Origin of the sequence: Rhodococcus sp. MH15 (genome assembly GCF_019266045.1) — a bacterium.
Taxonomy (GTDB): Bacteria; Actinomycetota; Actinomycetes; order Mycobacteriales; family Mycobacteriaceae; genus Rhodococcus_F; species Rhodococcus_F qingshengii.
The window spans coordinates 410,131-435,464 of the sequence record NZ_LPNP01000065.1 but is presented as its reverse complement, the minus strand read 5'-3'; the positions used below and the strand labels follow the sequence as shown (position 1 = coordinate 435,464).

At 62.7% G+C, this 25,334-nt stretch carries 26 protein-coding genes; 9 read left to right on the top strand and 17 right to left on the bottom strand.

Annotated elements, in window-relative coordinates:
* Positions 1–161 precede the first annotated feature (161 nt).
* Positions 162–539: an SHOCT domain-containing protein gene (locus ATN37_RS16460; protein ID WP_003943489.1), complete on the top strand. Its 378-nt coding sequence runs from the start codon at positions 162–164 to the stop codon at positions 537–539.
* 161 nt (positions 540–700) lie between these two features.
* On the opposite strand, the gene ATN37_RS16455 is transcribed toward ATN37_RS16460, so the two are convergent.
* Complete coding sequence (locus ATN37_RS16455; protein ID WP_003943476.1) at positions 701–1,594, bottom strand: LysR family transcriptional regulator; 894 nt, start codon at positions 1,592–1,594, stop codon at positions 701–703.
* A gap of 89 nt (positions 1,595–1,683) precedes the next feature.
* Here ATN37_RS16455 and ATN37_RS16450 point away from each other — a divergent pair, with 89 nt between their 5' ends.
* The 4 genes from ATN37_RS16450 to ATN37_RS16435 are packed head-to-tail and all read left to right on the top strand — an operon-like array spanning position 1,684 to position 6,370.
* Positions 1,684–2,625: an EamA family transporter gene (locus tag ATN37_RS16450; protein WP_218695397.1), complete on the top strand. Its 942-nt coding sequence runs from the start codon at positions 1,684–1,686 to the stop codon at positions 2,623–2,625.
* A gap of 25 nt (positions 2,626–2,650) precedes the next feature.
* The gene (locus ATN37_RS16445) at positions 2,651–3,904 is read left to right on the top strand and encodes a MurT ligase domain-containing protein (protein WP_003943457.1); all 1,254 of its coding nucleotides are present in this window, start codon (positions 2,651–2,653) and stop codon (positions 3,902–3,904) included.
* Positions 3,897–4,610: a type 1 glutamine amidotransferase gene (locus tag ATN37_RS16440; RefSeq protein ID WP_003943465.1), complete on the top strand. Its 714-nt coding sequence runs from the start codon at positions 3,897–3,899 to the stop codon at positions 4,608–4,610. Before ATN37_RS16445 ends, ATN37_RS16440 begins: the two co-directional genes overlap by 8 nt.
* A gap of 59 nt (positions 4,611–4,669) precedes the next feature.
* Complete coding sequence (locus tag ATN37_RS16435) at positions 4,670–6,370, top strand: VWA domain-containing protein (protein WP_218695396.1); 1,701 nt, start codon at positions 4,670–4,672, stop codon at positions 6,368–6,370.
* Between the two features lie 4 nt (positions 6,371–6,374).
* Here the strand turns inward: ATN37_RS16435 and ATN37_RS16430 are convergent, their stop codons facing one another.
* The 11 genes from ATN37_RS16430 to ATN37_RS16380 all read right to left on the bottom strand — a co-directional run bounded on the left by ATN37_RS16430 (position 6,375) and on the right by ATN37_RS16380 (position 18,010).
* Positions 6,375–7,538 (bottom strand): low temperature requirement protein A, encoded by a 1,164-nt coding sequence (locus ATN37_RS16430; protein WP_218695395.1) that lies wholly within the window; start codon positions 7,536–7,538, stop codon positions 6,375–6,377.
* Between the two features lie 66 nt (positions 7,539–7,604).
* The gene (locus ATN37_RS16425; RefSeq protein WP_050656969.1) at positions 7,605–8,732 is read right to left on the bottom strand and encodes an acyl-CoA dehydrogenase family protein; all 1,128 of its coding nucleotides are present in this window, start codon (positions 8,730–8,732) and stop codon (positions 7,605–7,607) included.
* A gap of 1 nt (position 8,733) precedes the next feature.
* A complete protein-coding gene (locus tag ATN37_RS16420) occupies positions 8,734–9,939 on the bottom strand; it encodes an acyl-CoA dehydrogenase family protein (RefSeq protein WP_058038230.1) in 1,206 nt (401 codons plus the stop codon).
* 17 nt (positions 9,940–9,956) lie between these two features.
* The gene (locus ATN37_RS16415; RefSeq protein WP_218695394.1) at positions 9,957–12,167 is read right to left on the bottom strand and encodes an acyl-CoA dehydrogenase; all 2,211 of its coding nucleotides are present in this window, start codon (positions 12,165–12,167) and stop codon (positions 9,957–9,959) included.
* A gap of 27 nt (positions 12,168–12,194) precedes the next feature.
* On the bottom strand, positions 12,195–13,325 hold the full coding sequence (locus ATN37_RS16410; protein ID WP_218695393.1) for a steroid 3-ketoacyl-CoA thiolase: 1,131 nt from the start codon (positions 13,323–13,325) through the stop codon (positions 12,195–12,197).
* The gene (locus ATN37_RS16405; RefSeq protein ID WP_218695392.1) at positions 13,322–14,176 is read right to left on the bottom strand and encodes an SDR family oxidoreductase; all 855 of its coding nucleotides are present in this window, start codon (positions 14,174–14,176) and stop codon (positions 13,322–13,324) included. Before ATN37_RS16405 ends, ATN37_RS16410 begins: the two co-directional genes overlap by 4 nt.
* Position 14,177: 1 nt before the next feature.
* Positions 14,178–15,386, bottom strand: coding sequence for a DegT/DnrJ/EryC1/StrS aminotransferase family protein (locus tag ATN37_RS16400; protein ID WP_218695391.1), 1,209 nt, complete (start codon positions 15,384–15,386; stop codon positions 14,178–14,180).
* Positions 15,387–15,418: 32 nt separating this feature from the next.
* Entirely contained in the window at positions 15,419–16,600 is a 1,182-nt protein-coding gene (locus tag ATN37_RS16395) for a lipid-transfer protein (RefSeq protein WP_099696764.1), read from the bottom strand.
* Entirely contained in the window at positions 16,597–17,010 is a 414-nt protein-coding gene (locus ATN37_RS16390; protein WP_007731530.1) for a hypothetical protein, read from the bottom strand. The genes ATN37_RS16395 and ATN37_RS16390 overlap by 4 nt, the downstream gene beginning before the upstream one ends.
* Positions 17,007–17,435: a Zn-ribbon domain-containing OB-fold protein gene (locus tag ATN37_RS16385; RefSeq protein ID WP_054781277.1), complete on the bottom strand. Its 429-nt coding sequence runs from the start codon at positions 17,433–17,435 to the stop codon at positions 17,007–17,009. The genes ATN37_RS16390 and ATN37_RS16385 overlap by 4 nt, the downstream gene beginning before the upstream one ends.
* A complete protein-coding gene (locus ATN37_RS16380; protein WP_054188606.1) occupies positions 17,432–18,010 on the bottom strand; it encodes a MaoC family dehydratase N-terminal domain-containing protein in 579 nt (192 codons plus the stop codon). The genes ATN37_RS16385 and ATN37_RS16380 overlap by 4 nt, the downstream gene beginning before the upstream one ends.
* A 65-nt stretch (positions 18,011–18,075) precedes the next feature.
* On the opposite strand from ATN37_RS16380, the gene ATN37_RS16375 reads away from it, so the two are divergent.
* The gene (locus tag ATN37_RS16375) at positions 18,076–18,789 is read left to right on the top strand and encodes a TetR/AcrR family transcriptional regulator (RefSeq protein WP_172827063.1); all 714 of its coding nucleotides are present in this window, start codon (positions 18,076–18,078) and stop codon (positions 18,787–18,789) included.
* Here the strand turns inward: ATN37_RS16375 and ATN37_RS16370 are convergent.
* From ATN37_RS16370 to ATN37_RS16355, 4 genes are all read right to left on the bottom strand, one after another.
* A complete protein-coding gene (locus tag ATN37_RS16370) occupies positions 18,776–20,248 on the bottom strand; it encodes an MFS transporter (protein WP_218695390.1) in 1,473 nt (490 codons plus the stop codon). The genes ATN37_RS16375 and ATN37_RS16370 overlap by 14 nt on opposite strands.
* Before the next feature lie 86 nt (positions 20,249–20,334).
* Positions 20,335–20,904, bottom strand: a complete 570-nt coding sequence (locus tag ATN37_RS16365) for a TetR/AcrR family transcriptional regulator (RefSeq protein ID WP_007731538.1) — start codon at positions 20,902–20,904, stop codon at positions 20,335–20,337.
* Positions 20,904–21,524: a recombination mediator RecR gene (gene recR, locus ATN37_RS16360; RefSeq protein WP_003943917.1), complete on the bottom strand. Its 621-nt coding sequence runs from the start codon at positions 21,522–21,524 to the stop codon at positions 20,904–20,906. The genes ATN37_RS16365 and recR overlap by 1 nt, the downstream gene beginning before the upstream one ends.
* 12 nt (positions 21,525–21,536) lie before the next feature.
* Positions 21,537–21,875: a YbaB/EbfC family nucleoid-associated protein gene (locus ATN37_RS16355; RefSeq protein WP_003943929.1), complete on the bottom strand. Its 339-nt coding sequence runs from the start codon at positions 21,873–21,875 to the stop codon at positions 21,537–21,539.
* Positions 21,876–21,984: 109 nt separating this feature from the next.
* On the opposite strand from ATN37_RS16355, the gene ATN37_RS16350 reads away from it, so the two are divergent.
* From ATN37_RS16350 to ATN37_RS16340, 3 genes are all read left to right on the top strand, one after another.
* A complete protein-coding gene (locus ATN37_RS16350; RefSeq protein WP_007731541.1) occupies positions 21,985–22,785 on the top strand; it encodes an Rv3717 family N-acetylmuramoyl-L-alanine amidase in 801 nt (266 codons plus the stop codon).
* Between the two features lie 84 nt (positions 22,786–22,869).
* Complete coding sequence (locus ATN37_RS16345) at positions 22,870–23,166, top strand: hypothetical protein (protein WP_218695389.1); 297 nt, start codon at positions 22,870–22,872, stop codon at positions 23,164–23,166.
* A complete protein-coding gene (locus ATN37_RS16340; protein ID WP_118604753.1) occupies positions 23,166–24,677 on the top strand; it encodes an alpha/beta hydrolase in 1,512 nt (503 codons plus the stop codon). The genes ATN37_RS16345 and ATN37_RS16340 overlap by 1 nt, the downstream gene beginning before the upstream one ends.
* A 54-nt stretch (positions 24,678–24,731) precedes the next feature.
* Here ATN37_RS16340 and ATN37_RS16335 read toward each other — a convergent pair whose 3' ends face one another.
* Positions 24,732–25,166: an SRPBCC family protein gene (locus tag ATN37_RS16335; protein WP_218695388.1), complete on the bottom strand. Its 435-nt coding sequence runs from the start codon at positions 25,164–25,166 to the stop codon at positions 24,732–24,734.
* Positions 25,167–25,334 lie beyond the last annotated feature (168 nt).

Sequence of the window (25,334 nt, the reverse complement as noted above, 5' to 3'; positions counted from 1 at the left end):
AGATTTTCGGTCGATGTTTTCGATTCGGCATGACATTGGTCCCGAAAGAGTCGGTTAGCGAAGTTAACAAAAAGAATTCACCCATCGAGGATGATGCAGACGCCACGTGCGCGTGAGATAGTCAGCTCAGACAAATCCGACTTGTGAAATGGAGCTCGACAATGGATTCCTTTTGGGACTTCCTCTGGCTGATCATCATCAGCTTCGCGTTCATCGCGTACTTGATCCTGCTCTTCTCGATCATCACCGACCTGTTCCGCGATCACAAGACCTCCGGCTGGGTGAAGGCAATCTGGATCGTCTTCCTGTTCTTCATTCCGCTGCTCACCTCGCTCGTCTACCTGATCGTTCGCAGTGACGGAATGGCACAGCGGTCCCTCGAGGCTGCGCAGCAGGTCAAGAACGCACAGGACAGCTACATCCGTGAGGTTGCCGGAAAGTCCCCGGCCGAATCCATCGCAGATGCAAAGGCACTTCTCGACGCCGGCACCATCAGTGAAGAAGAATTCGCAGCACTGAAGGCCAAGGCTCTCGCCTGATACCGGCCCTCACTAAGCGACCCTCACTAAACCGTGAGGATTGCACTACCGAACGGGAGCGACACTAATTGTGTCGCTCCCGTTTTGTGTTCATTCACCAACAGCTGCTCATTCACCGACAGCCGTTCATTCACCAACGGCCCTTCATTCACCGACAGCCTTCATTCACCGACAGCACGCGCGACGTCACGAAAGGCGTCGAGCACGACTCCGATAGCCGGACTGCGGTTGGCGTGTAACCGAGTTGCCAATTCATAAACTCGTGCAGCGCGCACTCCCGCCACCGGTTTCCTCGAAACTCCGGGATGCGTGATCGCGTATCGCGGCATCAAAGCCACGCCGTGGCCCGCCGCCACCAGCTCTTCAATGACGCGGAAATCGTTTATCCGATGAGCGACGCGAGGCTGGACGCCGGTTACCGACGCAACCGACAGCAGAACGTCGTCGACCGGAAACCCGCCGCGCACGCTTATCCAGTTCTCGTCGGCCAATTGTTCCAGCCGGACCGAATCCTGCTCGGCGAGTGGATGATCAGGCCGCAGCACCAGATCGATCGGTTCACGCATCAGCGGTTGCACGCTGACCCGGGGAAACGACGTCTCGGCTCCGCGTTCGTCACGGTGGGTGAGGATCACATCGTGATCGGCCAACAGCCCAGGGACAGCGGACGCCGGTTTGTCGACGTCGTAGGCGTCGATGTCCACGTCCGAGTTCTTCAGCGCCGTCAGGACACCGGGCAGCAGGAGCGCCGCGCCGGAGGGAAAGAACGCGACTCGCACCTTTCCCCGCGGCGAGCCTCGGTACGACGCCATCTCGTCCGCCGCCCGGTCTAGCGCCGCCACCACGTCGTCGGCGCGAAGCACCAGCGCTCGACCCGCGTCGGTGAGGCGCAGCGTGCGCCCGTCCGGTTCGAGGAGCGAGACCCCCGCTTCTCGTCCGAGGATCTTGAGTTGTTGCGAGACGGCGGAAGGCGTCATCGAGAGGGCGAGAGCAGTAGCGCCGACGGTTCCTCGGTCGGCGAGCTCGCGGAGGATTCGCAAGCGCGTGGCATCCACACGGTGACGAATATCCATGTAGCAAAACTACATGGATAGTGCATCTATATTCGCTTGTTCTGATGCTTCGTAAGGCTCACGATTAACGCATGACTCCCCGCGACCGTCTCCTCGGCCTGACCGTGATCGTCTTGTGGGGTCTGAACTTCCTGGCCATTCGCGTCGGCCTGGATCATTTCCCGCCGTTCTTCTTCGCAGCGCTGCGGTTTCTGATCATCGCGATTCCGGTGGTCATCTTCGTGCCGCGTCCACAGGTGCCGCTCTGCTGGCTGCTGCTCTACGGATTCGGTTTCGGATTCGGCCAGTTCGTCTTCCTCTTCTGGGCGATGCATTCGGGGATGCCGACGGGCCTTGCATCACTTGTCCTGCAGTCGTCAGCACCGTTCACCGTCCTACTCGGCGCTTTCCTGCTCCGCGAGAAGCTCAGCGTCTGGCAGGTCTCCGGTATCGCCGTCGCCGTTGGCGGGATGTCCTTGATCGGCTGGGACCGCTCGCACCACGCGGCACTGCTGCCCGTCGTCCTCACACTCCTCGGCGGCCTGTCCTGGGCGTTCGGCAATCTCGGCAGCCGCTTGGCTGCGGCAAACACCGTCGGCGAGCCTGCACCGATGCGCTTGATGTTGTGGATGTGTGTCATCCCGCCGTTACCGATGCTCGCTCTGTCAGCCGTGGTCGAAGGCCCCACAGTCGGCTGGCACGCACTCGGCACCGCATTCAGCGCCGACGCCTGGCCGTCGCTGGTCGGGCTGGCCTACATCATTCTGCTCGGCACCATCGCCGGATCCGGGCTCTGGACGATGCTCATGGGCCGCTATCCCGCCGGCATGGTGGCGCCGCTCTCCTTGCTGGTGCCAGTCGTGGGAATCGGCGCGTCCTGGCTGTTCCTGCACGAGGATCCGAGCCCGTTGTCACTGGTCGGGGCGGTCATCGTGATCGCCGGAGCGAGCGCCGCACAGATGAGACGTAAGCCCGCGAACACTGTTTTCTCGGACACACCTGCAGCCTCACCACCGGCGCGACTCGGCGTCTGACGACGCCCTGTGCCAAACTCGGGCCGTGGGAACTGGACTATCGATCACAGCGCGCGGAAAGCTCGCCATGCGAGCTGCCGCAGCAGCATCTTGGGCATCGCAGAAGGCCGGTCGCGGCAAGGGTTCGATGATCGGCGGGCTGATCGCCCTCAAGATCGACCCGACGCTCATGACTCAGCTCGGACGCGGCAAGCGCACCGTCGTGGTCACCGGCACCAACGGCAAGTCGACGACCACGCGTATGACCGCCGCAGCGCTCGCGACACTCGGTGACGTCGCCACGCAGGCCGACGGCGCCAACATGGATGCCGGGATCGTGGCCGCCCTGGCCGCGCGTACCGATGCGACGCTGGCGGCACTCGAGGTCGACGAACTGCACGTCCCCCACGTAGCCGACGCCGTGAACCCGGAAGTGATCGTGCTGCTCAACCTCAGCCGCGATCAGCTCGACCGGGTCGGCGAGATCAACATGATCGAGCGGAAGCTCCGCGCGTGCGTCAATGCTCATCCGAACGCGGTGATCGTCGCCAACTGCGATGACGTACTGGTCACCTCCGTGGCATACGACGCCACCAACGTCGTGTGGGTTGCTGCCGGCGGCGGTTGGGCCGGCGATTCCGTCAGCTGCCCGCGCACCGGCGAACCCATCGTGTGGGAGGGAAAGCACTGGCGCAGTACCGGTTCCGACTTCGCGCGGCCCGAGCCGACCTGGTGGCTCGACGACGACAATCTCTACGGCCCCGACGGCCTGAAGATTCCGATGACGTTGACCCTCCCCGGAAAAGCCAACCGCGGCAACGCAGCTCAGGCCGTAGCGGCTGCAGCGGCTTTGGGTGCAGATCCGGTCGGGGCAGTTGCCGCCGCATCGACGGTTCAAGAAGTCGCAGGTCGATACAGCACCGTCGAGGTCGGACCGCACTCCGTTCACATGCTGCTCGCGAAGAATCCCGCCGGCTGGCAGGAAGCGCTGTCGATGATCGATCCCACGGTGGACGGTCTGGTCATCGCGGTGAACGGTCAGGTGCCGGACGGCGAGGACCTCTCCTGGCTGTGGGACGTGAAGTTCGAGCACTTCGAAGGTGTCAAGGTAGTGGCCGCCGGTGAACGCGGAACAGATCTGGCAGTTCGCCTCACGTACGCGGGCGTCGAGCACACTCTCGACCCGGACCCGTTGCGCGCCATCGCTTCCTGCCCTCCCGGACGTGTGGAGGTACTGGCGAACTACACGGCCTTCCGTGACCTCAACACTGCCATCGCGAAGGAGTCTCGCAATGTCTGACTCGACAGTTCGCATCGGTCTGGTACTCCCCGACGTCATGGGCACCTACGGCGACGGCGGCAATGCTCTGATCCTGCGTCAGCGTCTGCGGATGCGCGGCTACGACGCCGAAATCGTGGACATCACCCTCAGCGATCCGGTCCCCGATTCGCTCGACGTGTACACGTTGGGTGGCGCCGAGGATTCCGCTCAGCGCCTCGCAACGCGTCACCTCGCGAAATACCCTGGTCTGCAACGCGCCGCAGAGCGTGGCGCACCGGTTCTGGCGATCTGCGCTGCCATTCAGGTGCTCGGCAACTGGTACGAAACCTCCAGCGGCGAACGCGTCGAAGGTGTCTCGATGCTCGACGTCACGACCTCGCCGCAGGAGAAGCGTTCCATCGGCGAAGTCATCACGAAGCCGTTGATCGACGGACTCACCGCGCCCCTCTCGGGGTTCGAGAACCATCGCGGCGGAACAACTCTGGGTAGCTCAGCCTCTGGATTCGCACGTGTCACCCATGGTGTCGGAAACGGCGTCGGTGACGGATTCGAAGGCGTCGTGCAGGGTTCGGTGATCGGGACGTACATGCACGGACCCGCTTTGGCTCGCAACCCCGAACTAGCGGACCTCCTGCTCATGCGCGCCTTGGGTGTGAACGAGCTTGAACCCCTGCATCTGCCCGAGGTCGACAAGCTCCGCAAGGAGCGACTCGCGATTCGCTGAGCCAGTGTCGTCCGTTCGGACGACTGTTGGCCGGCCACGTCAGCTCGTAGCCTCGTTCCATGCGTCTTCGTGTGGCGATCTGTATTGCGGCGACTGCGATCATTGCCGTCGGGTGTTCGACGCAGGGCAGTGGCGGGCCCAAAGAAGCAGGCGGGACCCAGCAGGTAAGTGTCACTGCTGATCCGGCTTCAGAAGTGAGCGCAACGGCGCCTACCGTCATCGTGCTGGACGCCTCGGGGTCGATGAAGCAGGACGACGCTCCCGGTCCTCGAATCGATGCCGCCAAGAACGCGATTCACACTCTCGTCAGTGGCCTCCCAGACGATGCTGCGCTCGGTCTGATCGCGTACGGCACCGCCACGGGTAGCAGCGACGCCGAGAAGGTCGCGGGTTGCCGCGACATCAAGACCGTCGTGCCACTCGGACCACTCGATCGAAATGCATTCGCAGCGGGAATCGACGGGTTGTCCGCGTCGGGATACACGCCGATCATGGCTGCGCTTCAACAAGCCGCCGCCGCACTCCCCGCCGATGGTGAGCGCACGATCATCCTCGTCTCCGACGGGGAGGACACCTGCTCGACCGAACCTCCGTGTGAGTCCACCGAAGCGATGCCCCACGATCCTGACCTGACCATCCACACCATCGGATTCAAGCTCGACGCCGCTGCGTCCGCCCAGCTGAAGTGCATCGTCGACGCAACCGGGGGCATGGCGATCGACGCTGCCAACGCGGCGCAACTCACCGCACGGCTGGCGGTTGCCTCGGATCCCGAATCCGCACGGGAGCGACTCTCCACCAGCGGCTTCCGCAACCTTTGGATCGGCATGACGGAGGAGGAAACGCGGAAAGCCGCCGGCGACCTTGCGCCGGTATCGAAAACCGGAACAGTGGTCGTCCAGTGGCAGGACTGCGAATTGACCTTCACCGACGGCGTTCTCGTCGAAATCGCGCCCCGGACCGGCGCTGCCACACTGGACGGACTGACCGTCGGCCAGAAGATGCAGCGTGCCGCCGAACTTTACGGTCCCTTCACTGCCACAACCAATTCCGACGGGGAATCGGTCGCAGTCTTTCCGGCCGACACCGAAGCGGGAACCGGCTATCGCATCACCTTCACACCCGAAGGCAAGAAGGCGGATGAGGGAACGATCACCCGCATAGTCCTCTGCCGATGCTTGCCTGCGACTGCGGGATCATCGGCAGGCGGTACCCCGACCGAGATCGTGAATCTTGTTGCCGTCGACGGTTCCGGCAAACCCAAATCCGGTTGGAGCGTCCAAACGCCGGCCATGAAGATCAGCGAGTGCTACGCAGCATCACAGTCGGCTGTCACGCCGGGAGTCATCACCTGCGGAATCACCGCTGACGGCGCGGACGCGTGTTGGGTCGGCCCGGAGCCCGATTCGATTCTCTGCCTGCAATTTCCCTGGGGAACAGAACTGATCACCGCTCGAGGCGTGGACGGCGTCGAGGCCTATCCGCCGCCCGCCGACCCGACTCCCTTCGGGCTCGAACTCGAGAACGGCCTCCTCTGCCGCGTCCGGCACGGCGGTTCGTGGCCCTCTCCCGAATCGAACCCAAGCCTGGCGGGCGCCTACTCCTGCCGAGGGCAAGGGACGGATACCCCCATCGTGTGGTCCGAAAGCAGCTATCCGATAGATCGTTCCGAAGATCGGTGGACCGTGCTGGTCGGACCGTCGAAGGGACCGTTGGAAACCGTCGCCGTCACCAAGGCGATATTCCTTGCCGCCGAATGAGCGCTCAGACGGTTTCGGATTTGCCCTCGGTCAGAATCAGTTCCACGGCCAACAGCGCGGCGCAGGCCAGTCCCGCGACCAGTTCGGGCACCGCGGTGTAGGTACCACCGAGCACGACGACTATCGCGACCGAGAACGGCACGAGGGTGCGTACCGAGGAGTCGTGTAGTCGAATGTGGATGAACCACAAGGCGGCAAGGATGACCGCGACCGGAACGGTGACGGCAGCACCCGTCACCAACGCGCTGCCGTCACCGTGATGAGTCCAGAAGTCGACGCGCGAGGCCAACCCCGCACCGATGGCGGCAGCGGCGGCGAAGATGAAGTAGTGACCGAACCCCCAGACGAAGGGTGAGACGTTGTCACCGCCGATCACTTCGCCTGCATTGCGTTGGAAGTACAACCACCACAGGCTGAAGACAATCAGAATGCCGCCGATCACGACGTAGGTGACCTGCGCTGCCGGATGCTCACCGTCCACGGCGTCCTGAATCGCGATGGTGGTCGAAAGGATCGTCTCGCCCAGAACGATGATGAAGAACAACGAGTACCGCTCCGCGATGTGATGCGGGTGCCACGGCGTCATGCCCGGCTTCTCCGACCAGATCGGTACCGCGAATTCGCACAGAACCAACACCAGGAACGTCGGGACGTAAACGGCGGACGGCACGAAGTAGAAACCGATCCAACCGATCTGGACCAACACGATTCCGAGAGCGTATCGACGCGCCGTGAGCGCATGTTCGGGGTCGTTCCGCGAGACCCTGAGCCATTGGATGACCAGGGCTATTCGCATGATGACGTAGCCGACGATGATCAGCAGGGCGTCGTCGTTGAAGAAGCGGACGATGCCGGCTGCAAGGACCAGCGATCCGAGGATCTGGAATATGGTCAGCAGCCGGGCGATTCCGTCGTCGTTGTCGTACGCCGAGGTGAACCACGTGAAATTCAGCCACGTCCACCAGATCGCGAAAAACGCCATCGCGAAGTGCCCGACGCCCGAAGCCGCGTGCCCTTCGCTGATCGCGTGGTGCAGACCGGTGGCCGCTTGAGCGACCGCCACGACGAAGCAGAGGTCGGTGAGCAGTTCGAGCGGCGTCGCCACCCGGTGCGGCTCGTGCGGGTCCCGCGGAACCAACGGCCTGATGAACGAACTGGCGCGATTCACGAAGGGCAGAGTAGCGCGATGATTGCCGACGCGCTGCCCGTGACTGGAACCTGTCGTCTCAGATATTCACGCCGACGCCCCGATCTGGGCTCGGATCTCCAACTGATCGGCGAGTTCGGCGCCTATCGCCCCCGCGCTCCCCAAAGTGAAGGCGATCTGCCGTCCCCACAGGAAATAGCGGTGAATCGGATAGTCGACATCCGCGCCGATTCCGCCGTGCATGTGCTGGGTCGCGTGCACCACACGCAAACCGCCGCGCGACGCCCACCATTTGGCGACCAGCGCAGCCGCTTCCGCTTCACTCTCGACTCCGCTGTCCATCAGCCAGGCAGCGCGGTGGGTGGTCAATCTTGTGCTCTCGGTGTCGAGGTACGCGTCGGCGGCCCGGACGGCAACTGCCTGGTTGGTCGAGAGTGGACGTCCGAATTGCACTCGCTCGGAGGTGTATTTCGCCGTCATCGCCAGCGCTTCCTCGCAGACGCCGGTAGCCAGGGCCGCCAGAGCGACCCGCGCACGTCGTAACGTCCAGTCTCGAACCACCGCGCCGTCTGCGGGAAGTGCGTCAGCTGCAGTAACCGCAACGCCGTCGAACTGCACAGCGCTGTTGCTCTCGCGGTTCGTCACCGCAAGCGGTGTACGCACCAGCGCGTCCCGGTCCGTCGGCACGATCATGACGCTGACACTGCCGTCCGGCATCGTCACCGGAACCACCAGCGCGGCCGCGAACTCCGCGGCAGACACGGAGTCGGCGCGGCCTGACAGAACCCAACCGTCAGGCGCCGACTCGGCGCGAACCGCCGTCTCGGCGTTGTAGCCGGTGTCGAAGGCGCCGGTGACGATCACCGAGCCGTCGAGCAGTCCAGGAAGCCACGACGCTTTCTGCTCCGTACTGCCGAACTCGGCAATCGGCAGCGCTGCCGTCGAAATCACCGACCAGAGCGGCACCTGGGCGACCCGGCGGCCCTGTTGTTCGAGCACCGCTGCCAGGCCTAGCATTCCGAGTCCCGCTCCCCCGACCTCCTCTGGCAGAGGAATTCCCAGAACGTCGGAATCGGCGAGGAGCTTCCACAGTTCGGCGTCGAAACCGCCGGCGCCCTCCACTTCCCGCAGTCGGTCCACTCCGGACTTCGCCGAGAAGATCGATTCACTCAGATCCCGCACGGCGGACAAGTTGTCGTCGAATTCGAATTCCATGTCAGCTCTTTTCGTTCTGTGCAGCGGGCCGGCGACGCGCAGCAAGCGCCATGCCCAGACATTTTGCGGCGACAATTTCACGCATCACTTCGTTGGTACCACCGCCGAAGGTGTTGTTCTGGGCGCGTCGACCCAGGTTCTCGACCCGCCCTTCCAATACCGCTCCGGGTGTGCCGGGGCGCAGTAAGCCCTTGGCGCCCAGCACTTCCTGCAGCATGCCGTACGCACTGACGACGGCTTCGGTACCGAAGATCTTGGCCGCGGCCGAATCCCCGCCGCCCAAGGTGTTGGCGGCGACGTCCGCCACCAGTCGCAGGTTCATCAGGTCGGCAGCACTGAGCAGCGCGTAGACTTCCGCCAATTTCTCACGTACCCAACCGATGTCGTAGACGTGGCCGTCACCGGCGGGTTCGGTCTTTGCCCATTCGACCACCTCGGCAAAGAGCTCGTTGGCTATACCACCGCGTGCGGCCAGGGCAACACGTTCGTGGTTGAGCTGGTTGGTGATGAGCTTCCACCCTTGATTGAGCTCACCGACGACATTGGTGATCGGCACCCGAACATCTTCGTAATAGGTTGCCGAAGTGCTGATTCCGCCCACGGTGTGAATTTCGGTGACCGAGAACCCCGGCGAATTGGTCGGTACCAGGACCACGGAAATGCCCTGATGCGTAGGCGCGTCAGGATCAGTACGAACGGCAAGCCAGACCCAGTCGGCAAACACACCGGCGCTGGTGAAGATCTTGTTGCCGTTGATGACAAGCTCGTCACCCTCGATGCGGGCGCGTGTTTCGAGGGCCGCGAGATCGGTGCCCGCATTGGGTTCGGTGTAGCCGATGGCAAAGATCAACTCGCCCGCCAGGATCGGACGCAGGAAGAAGTCCTTCTGAGCTTGCGTCCCGTGCTTGATCAGAGCGGGTCCGACGGTGTTCAGCGTGACCAGCGACAGCGGCGCATTGGCGCGAATCACCTCGTCGTAGAACACGTACAGAGCTTCGGGGTTCTCACCCCGACCGCCGAATTCCTCCGGCCACCCCAAGCCCAGCCAACCGTCTTTACCCATTCGGCGCAGAATGCGATCGAAGACGGGGCCGCCTTCGGTCTGATCCACGAGAGCACGGCGGTCTTCGTCGTTGATGATCTCCGCGAAGTACGCCCGCAATTCCTTGCGCAGAGTCTTCGACTCCTCCGACAAATCCAAGTACATGGTGAAACTCCTAAGATCTACGAACGCGGCAGGCCGAGTACGCGCTGCGCGATGACGTTGAGTTGAATTTCGACGGTTCCGCCGCCGAACAGAATCGAGGGAAGTCCGATGTGGTCTATCGCGTAATTCGCCGACGGGTCGACAACGGCGGCACGAGGTCCGAGCAGTCGCAACAGATCCCGCGAGCCCTCACGCTGCGCCAGGGCGTTGTACACCTTCGACACGCTGATCTCGGAGCCCGGTTCCTGACCCGCCAGTCGCGCCGACACCCCGCGTAGATTCATCGCGGACAGTGCCAACTCACGAGAGATACTGCGGCCGAGGCCCTCCACTGCGTCTACGCGAGGGCAGTCGTGGCTCGCGTCGGCAATAACCTGACGGAACAGCCGACTCGAACCGTGGTGCAGCGTGCTGCCCATACTCAGGCGTTCGTTGGACAGCGTTGTCGCAGCAAGCTTCCACCCTTGCCCCGGCTCCGCCACCAGGCAGTCGTCCGGGACGAAGACGTCGTCGAGGAATACCTCGTTGAACTCCGACTTACCGGTGGCTTGTTTCAGCGGACGTACGTCGATGCCTTTCGAGGTCATGTCGACCAGGAAGTACGACAGCCCACGATGTTTCGGAGCGTCGGCGTCCGAACGCGCCAGGCATACTCCCCAATCGGCCTCGTGCGCGCCCGAGTTCCACACTTTCTGACCCGACAGGACCCAGCCACCGTCGACCTTGCGCGCTTTCGTGCTCAGACCGGCCAGGTCTGATCCCGCGCCCGGCTCACTGAACAGCTGGCACCAGATGATGTCGGCGCGCAGCGAAGGCTCGACGAACCTGTCCTGCTGCTCGGCGTTGCCGTGTTCGAGAATCGTGGGCAGCACCCATTCCCCGATCACCGTGGACGGTTGAGCCCAACCTCGCATCGCGAATTCGTGTGCGATGACGGCCTGTTCTCTCGGTCCTGCTCCCAGCCCGTACGGCGCCCGATAGTGCGGGGCTACCAGTTTGGCGTCGGCAAATCGGGCGCGTCGAGCGCTCCCCTTGGCCGGCGCCCAACTGGCGCTGGTGGTTCCGTCGTCGGGCAGCAGCGCAACCTCGTCCAGAACCCTGCGAACCTGCTCTCGTAGTTCAGGCAGCATGTCCGGGTCGACAAAGGAGAAATCCCGTTCCGAATCGGCAGACCGGTCTCCCAACGTGTGTGCCCACTTCACCTCGGAACCCGCCACCGCAGCGATACTGATTGCCCGGCGCCAGTACAGATGCGCGTCATGCTCCCAGGTGAATCCGATTCCGCCGAGCAACGTGACACATTCGAGGGCGTTCTCGATGCCGACGGGCAAAGCGGCCAACGCAGCTTGAGCCGAGACAAGTCTCTGTTGATCCTCGTCGTGCTCTTCGGACCGAGCGGCGTCCCACGCTGCGGCACAGGCAATCTCGGAGCGGACCAGCATCATGGCCGCCTTGTGCTGAACTGCCTGGAAGCTTCCGACCGGACGGCCGAACTGCTGCCGGGACTTCACATAGTCGACCGCGGTGCGTAGCGCCCACCCGGCGATACCGCTCGCCTCCGCAGCCAACACCGTGTTGACGATCAGTTCGACTCGGTGCGCCTGGAGACCCTCGACGATCAGCCCAGCGTCGACCTTGTGGTCGGTCAACGTCAGTGTCCCGATCGAGCGTGTCAGATCCACTCCGTCTTCGACCTCCACCGCAGCGGAAGACGACTGCTCGAGCCGGAACCACAACTCGCCGTCTTCGCTGTTCGCTTGCACGAGAACGACATCGGCTCCGGGTAGACCTAGAGCCGGGTCGGCAGAACCGCTCACGGTCCACCCTGCATCGCTGCGAGCCGCGCGCAATCCCACGCCGGTGCAGACTGCTCCGGTTGCACCGGCAGCCAATTCGGTCAGCATTGATTCCGCAGCTGGGCCGGCAGCTTTTGCGAGGATCCCACTGGCGATGACCGTCGGAACGTACGGTCCCGGGTAAAGCGCATCACCCAATTGCTCGACTACCACCGCCAGTTCGGCAAGACCTGCCCCGTCACCGCCGTACTGCTCCGGCAGGTGCACTGCGTGCAGTCCCTGACGGACCAATCCATCCCACGAGTCCGGCCGATCACCGGCGGCGTACCGCTTGACGTTGCTGCGCGTGTCGGCGATTCCACCGAAGCGGTTCGCGAATGCGGCTACCGCTTCCGCCAGGTCACGGTGATCTTCGAGCAGGGGCAGTGCCATGGCAGGTTCCTCAATCTTCGGTTCTTGTCAGATGCGTTCGAGAATCAGGCAGGTGGTTGCGGCGGACGCGCAGATCGCGATCAGTGCGATGGACTTGTCCCGGCGCTCCAGTTCGTCGATGACATTGGCCAACAGTCTGATTCCGGTTGCACCGGCCGGGTGGCCCAGTGCGATCGCACCACCGTTGACGTTCAGCAATTCGGGATCGACGCCGTGAACCTGCGCGAACGACATCGGTACCGAAGCAAATGCCTCGTTGACCTCGAACAGGTCGATGTCGTCGATCGTCAGACCGGTGCGTCCGAGCACGATGTTTGCCGCGTCCACGGGGCCGTCGAGCATGAACTCGATGTCTCCGCCGATGACGCACTGCGCCAATATCTTTGCCCGCGGCCGCACGCCGAGCATCCTGGCTCGATCCTCGGACATCAGTAGAGCGGCACTCGCACCGTCCGAGACCTGCGAAGACGTTCCAGCGGTGTGCAATCCGCCCTCTTGAACGGTCCGCAGTTTCGCGAGTCCTTCGAGACTCGATTCGCGCAGACCCTGATCCCGATGGACCGGAGCGTCAGAGCCCGGAGCGACCACATCGATGATGTGCGAGTCGAAGCGTCCTGCCTCCCATGCTGCTGCGGCTCGCTGCTGCGAGCGCAGCCCGAAGGAGTCGAGATCCTCGCGGCTGAAACCGCGCTTGACAGCAATCCGATCGGCCGCGGTGTACTGATCGACGGTATCGAGTGACCACGACTCCGGACGTGGTGTTCCGAGGCCGGTACCCACCTTGTACGTCAACGGAGCGCGGGACATCAGTTCCACACCGCATGCCACACCCACGCCGACTGCACCGATGGCAATCTGCCCGGCAATCAACTGCACCGATTGCTGCGCGGTTCCGCACTGCGCGTCGATCGTGGTGCAGCCCGCTTTCAACGGAAGGCCCGCATGCATCCAGGACGTACGCACGATGTTTCCGAACTGCTCACCGAGAGGCGTCACACAGCCGCCGATGACCTGGTCGACCGCGCCAGGATCCACGCCCACCCGATCCAGCACGCCTTTCTGCGCATAACCCAACAGTTCCGCCGCGTGGACTCCGGACAGCCAACCCTCACGCTTGCCGAACGGCGTTCGTGCTGCGTCCACGATGACGGGCTTCATGCCAACTTCTCGGTTCGTAATGCTGGGTTCTCCGGTAATGCTGCGCCGTCCAGACCACGCACGGTCAGGGACCACTCGTCGATCAGGTCCAAGCTGACGCTCGAGCGCGCGGTGAACTCGGTGTCGCAATCACACAGCGCTGTGACCGCTTCCACCATTTCTTCCATAGATTCGACCTGATCCGGCCGGATAGTCTCACCGACCAGGACTCTGGCGCCCTCACTGAGCACCGCTGCCCGCGGTTGAACCGTGTTGACGCGAACCCCCTGGCCGTAGAGTTCCACGCCCATGCCGTTGCTCATCCTGTTGAGCGCTGCTTTGGAGGCGCCGTACACGGTCATGGCAGTTCCCGGTTCGACCCACGTGAACGGCGGGCCATGCCACGGTTTGACGGTGCCACTGGACACGTTCACGATCCAGCCGTGTCCGTTTGCCACCATCCCCGGCACCACGGCTTGCATCAGATCGAGCGGTGCATGGACATTTGCCTCGAACATCAACCGTCGCCGCCGCAGTGGGTAATCCGAGAGCGGCTGATAGATCGCCGCTGCCGCGTTGTTCACCAGGATGTCGATCGTCCCGCCAAGCTTCTCGATCGCCAGCGGCACAACGGTGTCGCGCTGCTGCTCGTCCGTCAGATCTGCGACAAGTATCTCGACTTTGTTTCCGTACTTGGCAATTCGAGCAGCAGTCTCTTCGAGACTGCCCGGCAGGGTTGCATGCGTGCCGAGCGTCCGGGCCACGAGAGCGACGTCAGCGCCTTCCGCTGCCAGCCTCTCTGCGACGCCTGCACCGATTCCGCGGCTGGAACCGGTGACAAGCGCTCGGCGTCCTTCGAAGCGCCTCGTCATGCTATTTGAACTTCGAGGCGAAGCGATTGATGCTCTCCGCAATCCGGGCAACTTCGTCGTCACGCAGGCCGTGGCTCATGCCGAGTGTCATTCCTCGGGCGAAAACCGCGTCGGCTTCCGGCAATCCTTCGGCCGGCTGACGGAACTCGATGTTGTTCATCATCGGATGACGAGTGACGTTGCCGCTCCACACAGTTCGTGTGTCGATACCGTCGGCCTCGATGGCTTCCTGCAGGTCGCTGCGCGTGAAGGGGGCGTTCTCGTTGATCATCACCGGGTAACACAGCCACGCCGTGTCGAGACCGTCGAGTTCTACCGGCGTCGTGAAGAATTCGGGGTGGGCGCCGTATGCCGCCGTGAAGGCCGCAAATGTGGCCTTACGCGTCTTGTAGTTCTGTTCCAGCTTGTCGAGCTGCACGACGCCGTAAGCTGCGCCGAGTTCGGAGGGCTCGAAGTTCCACGACATGAGCTCGAAGATGAAGTCGTTGTCGTAGTCGACGCCGTCGAGTTCTTCACGGAAGACTCGGCCGGACTTGGTACTGCCGAACAGGTTCGGCTCGCTACGACGGCCCCAGCGGCGAAGCAGCAAAGCCTTGTCACGGCTGGCTTCGTCGTCGACGCACACCATTCCACCGGTTCCCGCGCACGTGATGATGTGTGCCATCGAGAAACTGGTGACGACGATGTCCGCCCGAGACCCGGTGGGAGTACCGCGGAGCGTGGCGCCGATCGCGTCACACGAATCCTCGATCACCTTGAGTCCATGGCGATCAGCGATATCACGGATGACGTCCCAGTCTGGGCAGTTGCCGGCCAGGTTCGGCATCAGGATGGCACCGGTCTTCGCGGTGACCATGGCTTCGATCTTGGTGACGTCGACGTTGAACGTGTTGGGTTCCACGTCCACGAACACCGGCACCAGACCGGCACGCACGATCGGTGCGATGTCGGTGGAGAACGTCAACGGCGACGTGATGATCTCACTGCCGGCAGGCAGTCCGAGCAGCTCGACTGCCAAGTACAAACCCGAGGATCCCGAGTTGCACATGACACCGAACTTCTTGCCGGCCAAGGCCGCGATACGTTCTTCCATCTCGAAGACGTTCTTGCCGATGCGCAATCCTTGATGCCCGCTGCGCAAGACGTCGACAACAGCCTGTATTTCTTCCTCGCCGTGGGTGGCCCTGGCGTAGGTGATCCGCTCGCTCATCTTGTTCCTGCTTTCTCGAATAGGCGGCAGATTCAGCGATCTGCCGAGAGGACGAGCGCACTGTGCGGGACGGGAGAGCCGCCGGTCACGAGCACGTTGTCCAGAGTTTTGGTCGGTTGATTGGTGGAGGTGCCGCGGATCAGGCGAACACCTTCGGCAATACCGTTGACGCCGTGGATGTATCCCTCACCGAGTTGACCGCCGTGGGTGTTGATCGGCAGGCGACCGTCCAGCTCGAGATTGCCGTCGGCGATGAAGTCTTTTGCCTCGCCCCGACCGCAGAATCCGTACTCCTCGAGTTGAAGCAGAACCATCGGGGTGAAAGCGTCGTAGAGAATTGCGGCATCGATGTCGTCCGGCCCGATACCGGCCTGGTCCCACAGTTGGCGCGCCACGAGTTCGACTTCCGGCATGCTGTCGATGTCGTCGCGGTAGTAGCTGCTCATCGAAATCTGTTGCGGACCTACACCTTGCGCAGCGCCACTGATGACCGCAGGTTTGTGCGGCAGGTCGCGGGCGCGCTCCGCACTGACGATGACCAGCGCCTGTCCGCCGTCACTTTCCTGGCAGCAGTCGAGCAAGCGGATGGGATCGGCGATCATGCGTGAGTTCTGATGGTCCTCGATAGTGATCGGGCGTTCGTAGAACCAGGCCTTGGGGTTGTTCGCCGCATGCTTGCGTGAGAGGACCGAGATCTGGCCGAAGTCGGCGCTTGTTGCCCCGTACTTGTGCATGTACAGCTTGGCGAGGAAGGCTTCCTGCTGCGCCGGGGTCAGAAGCCCGTACGGGTTGATCCAGTTCCGATACTCCTGGTCCGTCGACGCGTTGTACGCAAAAGGTGGCGGGCCGGCGCCGAATCGGTGACCTGATCTTTCGTTGAAGGCACGATAGACGACCACGACGTCTGCGACACCACTGGCGACGGCAAGCGCTGCTTGTTGAACCGGTGCGCAGGCACCGCCGCCACCGTGTGGAATACGACTGAAGAACGTCAGTTCCGGGATCCCGAGGGCGCGTGCGACCGCAATCTCGGGGTTGTTCTCCATGGTGAACAGCGCAAATCCGTTCACCTCTTCTGCCTCGATGTGAGCGTCGTCGAGCGCGGCGATCACGGATTCGCACGCCAACTGCCATTCACTGCGGCCGGAGTTCTTGGAGAACTCGGTGGCGCCGATCCCGGCGATGGCGGCTTGCCTCGAAAATCCTCGTGTCATGCGATTACCCTTTCCACCGGTTCGAGAGTCACGTCGGCCGTCACGTGTGTTCCGCGCGCGTTCTGCCCGAGAACTGTCACGGTGAGCGCCCGACCGTCTGCGGCGGTGACCTTGCCGGTGAATGTCATGGTGTCTCCGGGGAAGTTCGGAACACCAAGCCGTAGTGATGTTTTGACGATTCGCGATCCCGGGCCGGACCAGTCGGTGATATAGCGGTCGATGAGCCCGTTGGTGGTGTTGATGCTCATGAAGATGTCGGGAGTTCCGCGATCCTGTGCCTTGCCCGGATCGTGATGCACGTCCTCGAAATCCTGAGAAGAGATCGCGGTGGCGACGATCAGCGTTCGATCCAACGGCAATTCGAGGCTGGGGAGGACCGAACCCACTTCGCAGTCAATCAGTTTCGTCATTGCACCGAACCCCGTCGCCTCAGTTGCGGCAGCATCTCGCCGTGAGCGTGCTCGGAGAAGGTCACTTCGAGTTCCATGCCGAATTCGAGTTCCTCGTGATCGATCCCCGCGATGTCGGCAACCAGACGCGTGCCTTCTTCGAGATCGACGAGTCCCACGGCGAGTGGGTACTCGAAAGCAGGATCCTTCGGGTGATGGATGACCGTGAAGCTGTGCAACGTGCATCGCCGCGTGGATTCGACTGTGTCCCAACTGAACGAGCGGCATTCCGGGCAGGCGGGCGCTGGCGGGTGGCGCAGAGTCTTGCAATCCGCACACCGTTGGATCTCGAGGCGACCCTCTTTGGCCGCGGAGAAGAAGAAATCGTTGTCGTCGGTGACGGTGAGTCTCGGCACCGCGGTGTGGCGGGAGCCAGTCTCGCTCATGCGATTACCTCCTGGGCTTCGGGCTTGGTATCTGTCTGGGCATCTGGTTTGAATCTGAGCAGTCGAAAGCGCTCTTCGACCAGCGTCTTTCCGTCCTGGTCCACGTACTTCTTGAACAGAGTGATGAAGCACCCGTGACCGAGAGCCGTCTGTTTGAACGGCGAGATCGCTTCGATGGTGAAATGCGCGGTGACGTGGTCACCGGGGCTCAGCTCCGCGAAATACTCCTGCTCGACGTTGGTCGCGACAACGGAGGTGTATCCGGCCTCGTCCAACAGCGCCAGCAGTCGTGAATAGGCGAAGTCCTCGGAGACTCCGTCGGCACGAAGTTGCTGGACCTGCCGATAACGTCGGTAACCCGCCATCACCCAGGTCGAGATCATGGCGGGCGGACAGACGACGTCTCGACGACCGGTACTGCGAGCGGCTTCGGCGTCGACGTAGATCGAGTTGCGGTCGTCGTGTGCCTCGACCCAGTTGCGGATCATCGCCTCGTTGACGGCGTAGCGGGCGACGCGGGGTGGTTCGGCCTCTGCGCCTATGAAATTCGGAAACTGCGTCTGCAGGCTCTGCACTGAAATCCTCCGTGAACGAAAGTTGAGCAAGCGCTTGATTTTGAAGCTAGCATAGGAATCCGGAAGTGGAAACACGCGATCTCACCGACGAATTGGTTCGAGCCGGAGCTATCAGGCAGGATTGCGCTACGTTCGACGCCGGCAGCCCGGCACCCCCGAAACCCTGCCCTGAGCAGGACCGACAACCAGTGGAGATTTCAGTGGCATCACCAGATCGTCGGGAGAAGATCCTGGAGAGCTCAGCCGAGCTGTTTGCCAGAAAGGGTGTCGCCACCACGACCGTTCGCGAGATCGGCGACGCCGCCGGTGTGTTCTCGGGCAGCCTCTACCACTACTTCAAGTCGAAGAATGCGATAGTTGCCGAGCTCATGCGCGGCTTCATCACCGACATTCAGCTCCGCTTCGATCAGGTGGAGAAGACGGCAAACGACCCCGAGGAAGTCCTGCGCGGCTTGATCCGCGAGACGCTGGTCGTCATCGAACTACACCCGCACCCGACGGCGATCTACCAGAACGATCGGGCTTATCTTCGCGACAACGATCTCCTGCAATCCGTCGACGGGCCTTCCCGCCAAGTCCGCGAGCATTGGATGAAAGCGATTGCCGAAGGCGTCGATCAGGGAATCTTCCGCAAAGACGTGGCACCGGAAATTTTCTATCGATCGGTACGAGACACCTTGTGGTCGACAACGCATTGGCCGGATCGCCAGAAGTACACCACCGACGAGTTCGCGGATCTGATGATCACGCTCTTCCTCTCGGGATTCAGGGTCGCCTGACCAGATCCGGCAAATCCAGATGTTTCGGGGTTCGTCCCTGCGGCAACAGGATCGACACCGCGAACACGACCACCGCGCAGCCCGCGCACACCAGGTAGGCGACGGAGAATCCGGTCCACGACGTGGAATGTTCCGAACCGCTGATCACGAATGCAGCGAGAATGGTTGCCACCGTCGCACTGCAGATCGTGCTTCCGGACGTCCGCAGAAGTGAGTTCACCCCGTTGGCAGCCGCCAGTCGCTGACGAGGTACGGCAACCAGAATCAGCAGCGAGAGCGTGCTGTACACGATGGCGGTCCCGACCGCTGTGATACCCAGTGCTGCAACCACTCCCCACAGCGGCTTACCGGCAACGGCGTGAATCCCGTACCCGCCGGCGAGGAACACGGCGCCGGTCAACATCGCGGTCCGTGAACCGAAGCGGTCGGTGATACGCACCGCAACCGGTGAGAACAGCACCATCGCGATACTCGCCGGAATCTGGCAGAGCGCTGCCGCGATGATCGACAGGCCGTACCCGGCACCCGACCCCTTCATCCCCTGCAGCAGTTGTGTCGTGATCAGCGTGTTCCCGAAAAACGCGAACCCGACCAGCAGAGCCGCCAGATGCGGGATCAACACCGCACGTTTCACGAGAGCACGGACGTCGACCAGCGGATTGACGTTGCGCCGCTGTTGAATTACCCAGAGCGTGAACAGCACCGCCGACGCGGCCAGCATGGAGATCACCGCTCCACTGGTCCACCCCCAACTCGACCCCTGAGTGATCGGCACAAGCAGAGCAATCATCGCGGCGCTCAGACCAACCGCCCCGACGCCGTCGAATCTTCCCGACGGATTCGGCTCGGACTCTCGAATGAACAGCACCGCAGCAAGAGTCACGGACAGCCCGATGGCGGTGGTTACCCAGAACAGGACGTGCCAGTTCGAGTACTGCGCGATCATCGCGGAAAACGGTATGCCCAAAGCGGTTCCGACGCCGAGCGTCGAACTCATCATGGCCACTGCGCCGTTGACCTTGTTGCGTGGCAATTCGTCACGGAGCATGGAGATTCCGATGGGGATGACTGCCGACCCGGCCCCCTGCAACGCTCTCGCGAAGATGAGGACAGCGATGTCCGACGACAGCGCACACAACATCGAGCCGAGAGTCATCATCGAGAAAGCAACCAGAAGCATCTTCTTCTTGCCGAACATGTCGGCGAGTCGACCGAAGATGGGAGTGACGACAGCGCCGACCAGCAGCGTGACGGTCACCAGCCAGGACACGGCCGTGCGTCCAGCGCCGGTGAAGTGCGGCAACTCCGGCAGCAGTGGAACGATGACCGTCTGCAGAACAGCCTGGAACACTGCGGCGGCGACAACGATGGGGAACAGGAAGCGGGAGCGCGGCTGCGCGAGTCCCGTATCGAAGGTGGTGACTGCAGGCGTGCCCGGCGGACGGTCGAGCGTCGTCACCCCACACCGCCTGTTCTCACTAGGTAAATATCCGTTCACCTACATTAGGTGAACGGATATTTACCTAGCAAGAATTGTGACGCCGCTCACCCGTCGAGCAGCTTTTGCACCAGCGGTGCGTACAGCGCAACCACCTCGTCCTGGGTGCCGGTGGCATGGCCGGCCATCATCCGTCGGCGCATGATCGCCACTCCGACCACCATCGACATCGCCAGTTCCGCGCGCAATCTCGCGTCGGGGCCGGACAGGCGAGCTGCGAGGGTGTCGATCATCTGCGTCGAATAGTTCTCGCGCAGCTTGCGGTTGCTCTCTTCACTGACGCCGCTCATGAACAACAAGCTCATGGACAGCGGCTTGTACGACTCCAACGGCTTGGTGAACAGCGAGACCATGCGCTCGCCGAGCGAGTCGTTCGGGGCGTCGAAGACCGTGACCGCCGCTGCCCGGAAGTCGACCAACTCGTCGTACAACTGCTCTTTGGAACCGAAGTACTTGATGATCAGAGGCGCGCTGACGCCTGCGTCTTCGGCGATGTCCTTGAGCGTGATTTCGCGGTACGGCCGAGTCGCGAATGCTTTCCCGGCCGACGCGATGATCTGCGCACGCGTCTGCTCGGACGTACGACGCACCTGCTGACCTTGCTCCGTGCCGCTCATCAAGCGTTCCGCGACAATTCACGACGGCCGGACAATGCCCGACCCAGCGTCAACTCGTCTGCGAATTCGAGATCGCCACCCATCGGAAGACCCGAAGCCAACCGAGACACCGTCAGCCCCGGAATGTCTCGCATCATGCGAACGAGATAGGTAGCTGTCGCCTCACCCTCCGTGTTGGGGTCGGTGGCGATGATGACCTCGGACACGTCGACGCCGTCCTCCTGATTTGCGATGCGAGCCAACAACTCCCGGATACGCAACTGGTCAGGCCCGATCCCCGAGAGCGGATTGAGCGCACCGCCGAGCACGTGATAGCGACCCTTGAACTCACGGGTGCGCTCGACGGCCTGGACGTCCTTCGGTTCCTCCACGACGCAGATCACCGTGCGATCGCGACGTGCGTCGGCGCAGATGCGGCACTTCTCCTGATCGGAGACAGTTCCGCACACCGTGCAGAACTGAACGCCGTCACGGATGCGCTGCAATGCATTTTTCAAACGGTCGATCTCGGGAGGCTCCACGGAGAGCAGGTGAAAAGCGATGCGTTGAGCGCTCTTCGGCCCGACTCCGGGAAGCTTCCCGAGTTCGTCGATCAGATCCTGAACCGGACCTTCGTACACGCGTTCTCGTTTCTAGAAGCCGGGGAGACCGGGAAGGCCTCCGCCGAGTCCGCCGGCCAACGGGCCGAGCTTCTCAGCAGCGACTTCCTGTGCCTTGCGCGAAGCGTCCTCGATCGCGCCGATCACCAGATCCTGCAGCGTCTCGACATCTTCGGGGTCGACGACCTTGGGATCGATCTGCAGACCGACAACCTCGCCGGTGCCCTTGACCGTGGCGACAACCAGTCCGCCACCGGCCTGACCGGTCACTTCGGCCTGAGCCATTTCCTGCTGCGCCGCCATCAATTGCTGCTGCATCTGCTGAGCCTGAGCCAACAGAGCAGACATGTCGGGTGCTCCACCTGGTTGCACGAGCGGTCCTTTCTACAGAGTTATCCCCACCAGCGTAGTCGGTGCGCGCTACCGTGAGCGGGTGCGCCGGAACCAGTCAGACACCGTAAAACCGTCAAGTGGGTCAAACATGGCATCACGTGTGTTCCGCTCCACTGCCCTGATCGCCATGGTCGGGGCCGGGCTTCTGAGCGCTGCGTGCACGATTCCGACCGAGACTGCCGAGGCCACGACTTCGGTCGAGGTGTCTCCGCTGAGCACTGTCGCCGCTGACGTCCCCGCTGCGCTCACCGGCAAGGTCGTCTTCCTCGATCCCGGGCACAGCGGGGCGAACGACGACAGCATCAACACCCAGGTCCCCACGGGCCGCGGCGGCACCAAGAACTGCCAGACCACCGGCACCAACACCGATGCCGGGTTCCCCGAGCACACCTTCAACTGGGAAGTCGCGAGCCTGGTCAAGAGCGAACTCGAAGGCCAAGGCGCCACAGTGGTCCTGAGTCGACCGGACGACATCAGCGTCGGATCTTGCGTCGACGCACGCGCCGAAGCTGCCAATTCCTCCGGCGCCGACGTAGTGGTGAGCATTCACGCGGACGGCGCAGCAGCCGGAGCCGAGGGCTTCCACGTCTGCTACTCCGCGCCCCCGCTGAACGCGGTGCAGGCCGGCCCGTCCGTCACCTTTGCCGAAACCATGCGCGACTCACTCGTCACAGCCGGGCTCACCCCGTCGACCTACATCGGTGACGACGGGCTGGCACCACGCGCCGATCTGACGGGACTCAATCTGTCGCAGCGGCCGTCGATTCTGGTCGAACTCGGCAACATGCGAAATGCCGACGAGGCAGCGCGCATGACGAGCCCGGACGGTCAGCAGGAATATGCGTCCGCCGTCACCAGCGGAGTCACCGCCTTCCTCACAACCCCCTGACCTGTCTTCTGTGGAGAAATTCCACTTGTCCACAGGTATGTCGGCACCGCCGAGGTAGCCCGCTCACCTGGATACGGTTCTGCCATGGGGCCGATACTTCAGGTAGATTTCGCTGCTCTGCAGCAACTTTCAGCTGATCTGTCTCGAATTGCGGATCAGATCTCGGGGATCGATTCCGCCGGAACGATTTTCGAAGCCGCGGCGGCCCTGAATTCGTCCGCTGTCGCGGCTGTGTCGACTGGGAATGCCGGCGTCATCGCCGACGCGTACCGGCACCTGGCTACGCAATTGGGACTCATGGCGTCGGGAACCGCTGCCGCAGCACGTCTGTACGACGCTGCCGAGGGCGAAGTGGTGTCCGAACTGCGCGGAGCCTACTGATGCAGCCCACCGTCTCTCAGCTTCGAACGTGGTCACCGGAGAAATTGCGCACAAGCGCTTCGGAACTGATCGACATCGACCGGCAGATCGAAGTCCTCGGCAATGACGCCGGACGCAGCATCGACGCCGTCCGCGAATTCTGGCAGGGACAAGCGTCGAGCGCAGCCGCAGTGCAGTGGTCTGGCATCTCGCTTTCCTCGTCGCGGCTGTCGATTGCAGTTCGCGTAGTTGCGGATCTGTATGCCGGAGCGTCCAATACGATCGGTGCGGCGCGAAAATCAGTTCTGGACCTGGTCGAGGAGGCGACTCTCGAACACGGCTTGACGGTGTCAGACAGTGGAGCGGTATCGGCACCTGAGACGAAGCAGCCGTGGAATCTGGCCGACGCCATGCAAGATTCCGAAAACGACACGGCTGCAAAGGTTTTTCAGCAGAAGATCTCCACTGCATTGACGGCACTCGACGACGAAGACAACCGGGCCGCGACTGCTCTGCGTGCGGCATTCCGAGAGATCGGATCACTCCTTGGCAATCAGCCTGATCGCCTCGACCGCACTGTCGTCGACATCCTCGACGGGAGGTCGACACTCCCCGGAACACCAACGGAGCTACACCGACTCTGGGAATCGCTCACGCCCAACGAGAAAGACGCGTTGGCGAGGTGGGATCCGTCCATCGGTAGCCGCGACGGCCTTCCCGCCCTCGACCGGGACTACTACAACCGGCGGTACCTCTCTGCGCTCGAGCAGTTACCGGATCGAACGGTAGCTGCCGGATACACGGCCGTGCGCGGCGAACTTCGACCGGACACGTTCCTTCTCTCGGTCACGGATGGGCATGCCGTCGTGGCAGTCGGTAATCCCGATGCCGCCGGCAACGTCGCAACACTGGTTCCCGGAACCGGCTCCGGGCTGTCGGGCGTCGGCGGAGACCTGCAACGAACCAAGGCCATGTACGACGCGGCGGTCAGGGCGGCGCCAACGGAAGCCACATCAGTGATCCTGTGGTCCGGATACGACGCTCCCCCAGGCATTCCCGACGCAGCATCGGATCGGTACGCCACCTCCGCAGCGCCGAGGCTCGACAGCTTCCAGGACGGGTTACGAACCTCGCATGACGGTCCGCCTTCGCACAACGTGGTGATCGGTCATTCCTACGGCAGCACCGTCATCGGTGCTGCGACTACCCGTGGCGCTTCCCTCGACGTCGACGAACTGGTTTTTGTCGCAAGCCCCGGCGTCGATGCCGAGCGCGTGAACGAACTGAGCCTGGACGGCGTCGACTCGGCCGAGATGGCTCGCCATGTTCATTCGACGACGGCCTTCTGGGATCCGGTCCAATTGATCCCCACGATCCTCGGAGTCCACGGGTTCGACCCGTCGGATCCGGAATTCGGCGCGCAGGTATTCACCGGATCTCCCGGGGAGCCTGGGTTCGGAGTTCACAGCGATTACTGGGAAAGCGGAAACCCCGCACTCACCGAATTCGGACGGATCATTACCGGCCCATGAAAGAAGGCGCCGTACCGGTGAAGGTACGACGCCATCTCGGTGATGCAGGATCGGTTAGACGAGTTCGCGCTTGAGGTTGTCCAGGACCTGGGCCTGGATGCGCTGCAGACCCTTCGGAGCGAACGTGCGCTCGAAGAAGCCGCCGATACCGGTGGCACCCTGCCACTGGCTGAGCGTTGTCACCGTCGTTCCGGTGCCGTTGGGGGCAACGGTCCAGGTGGTGACGAGGCTGGAGTTCGCGTCCTTCTCGGTGATGACGTTGCCGTCGACCGTCACTGTCGCCTTGACGTCGCGCGAGCGCTTTTCCGTCGCCTTGAGCGTCCACTGCGCGACGGTTCCGTCACCCTGGCCACCTTCGACGACCTTGTAGTCGAGGTACTGCTCGGACAGGATTCGCGGGCGAACCGTCTCGTAGTCCGAGAGCGCCGCGAGCACCTTGTCGGGTGCTGCTGTGACGACTGTCGAACTCATTGCATTGACCTGACCCATATGCCCTACGTCTCCTTGCTCGACCAACGCGGCTCGATACCGCGAATGACTACCCGAATCCGCACCTCGAACTGCGCAGATATTCCTTTCCATACTGCCTGCTGCGCCCGGGTATCTCGACCATCTACCCATTCCGTGTGAGCTGGTTCACCACTCGGAGCATTTACC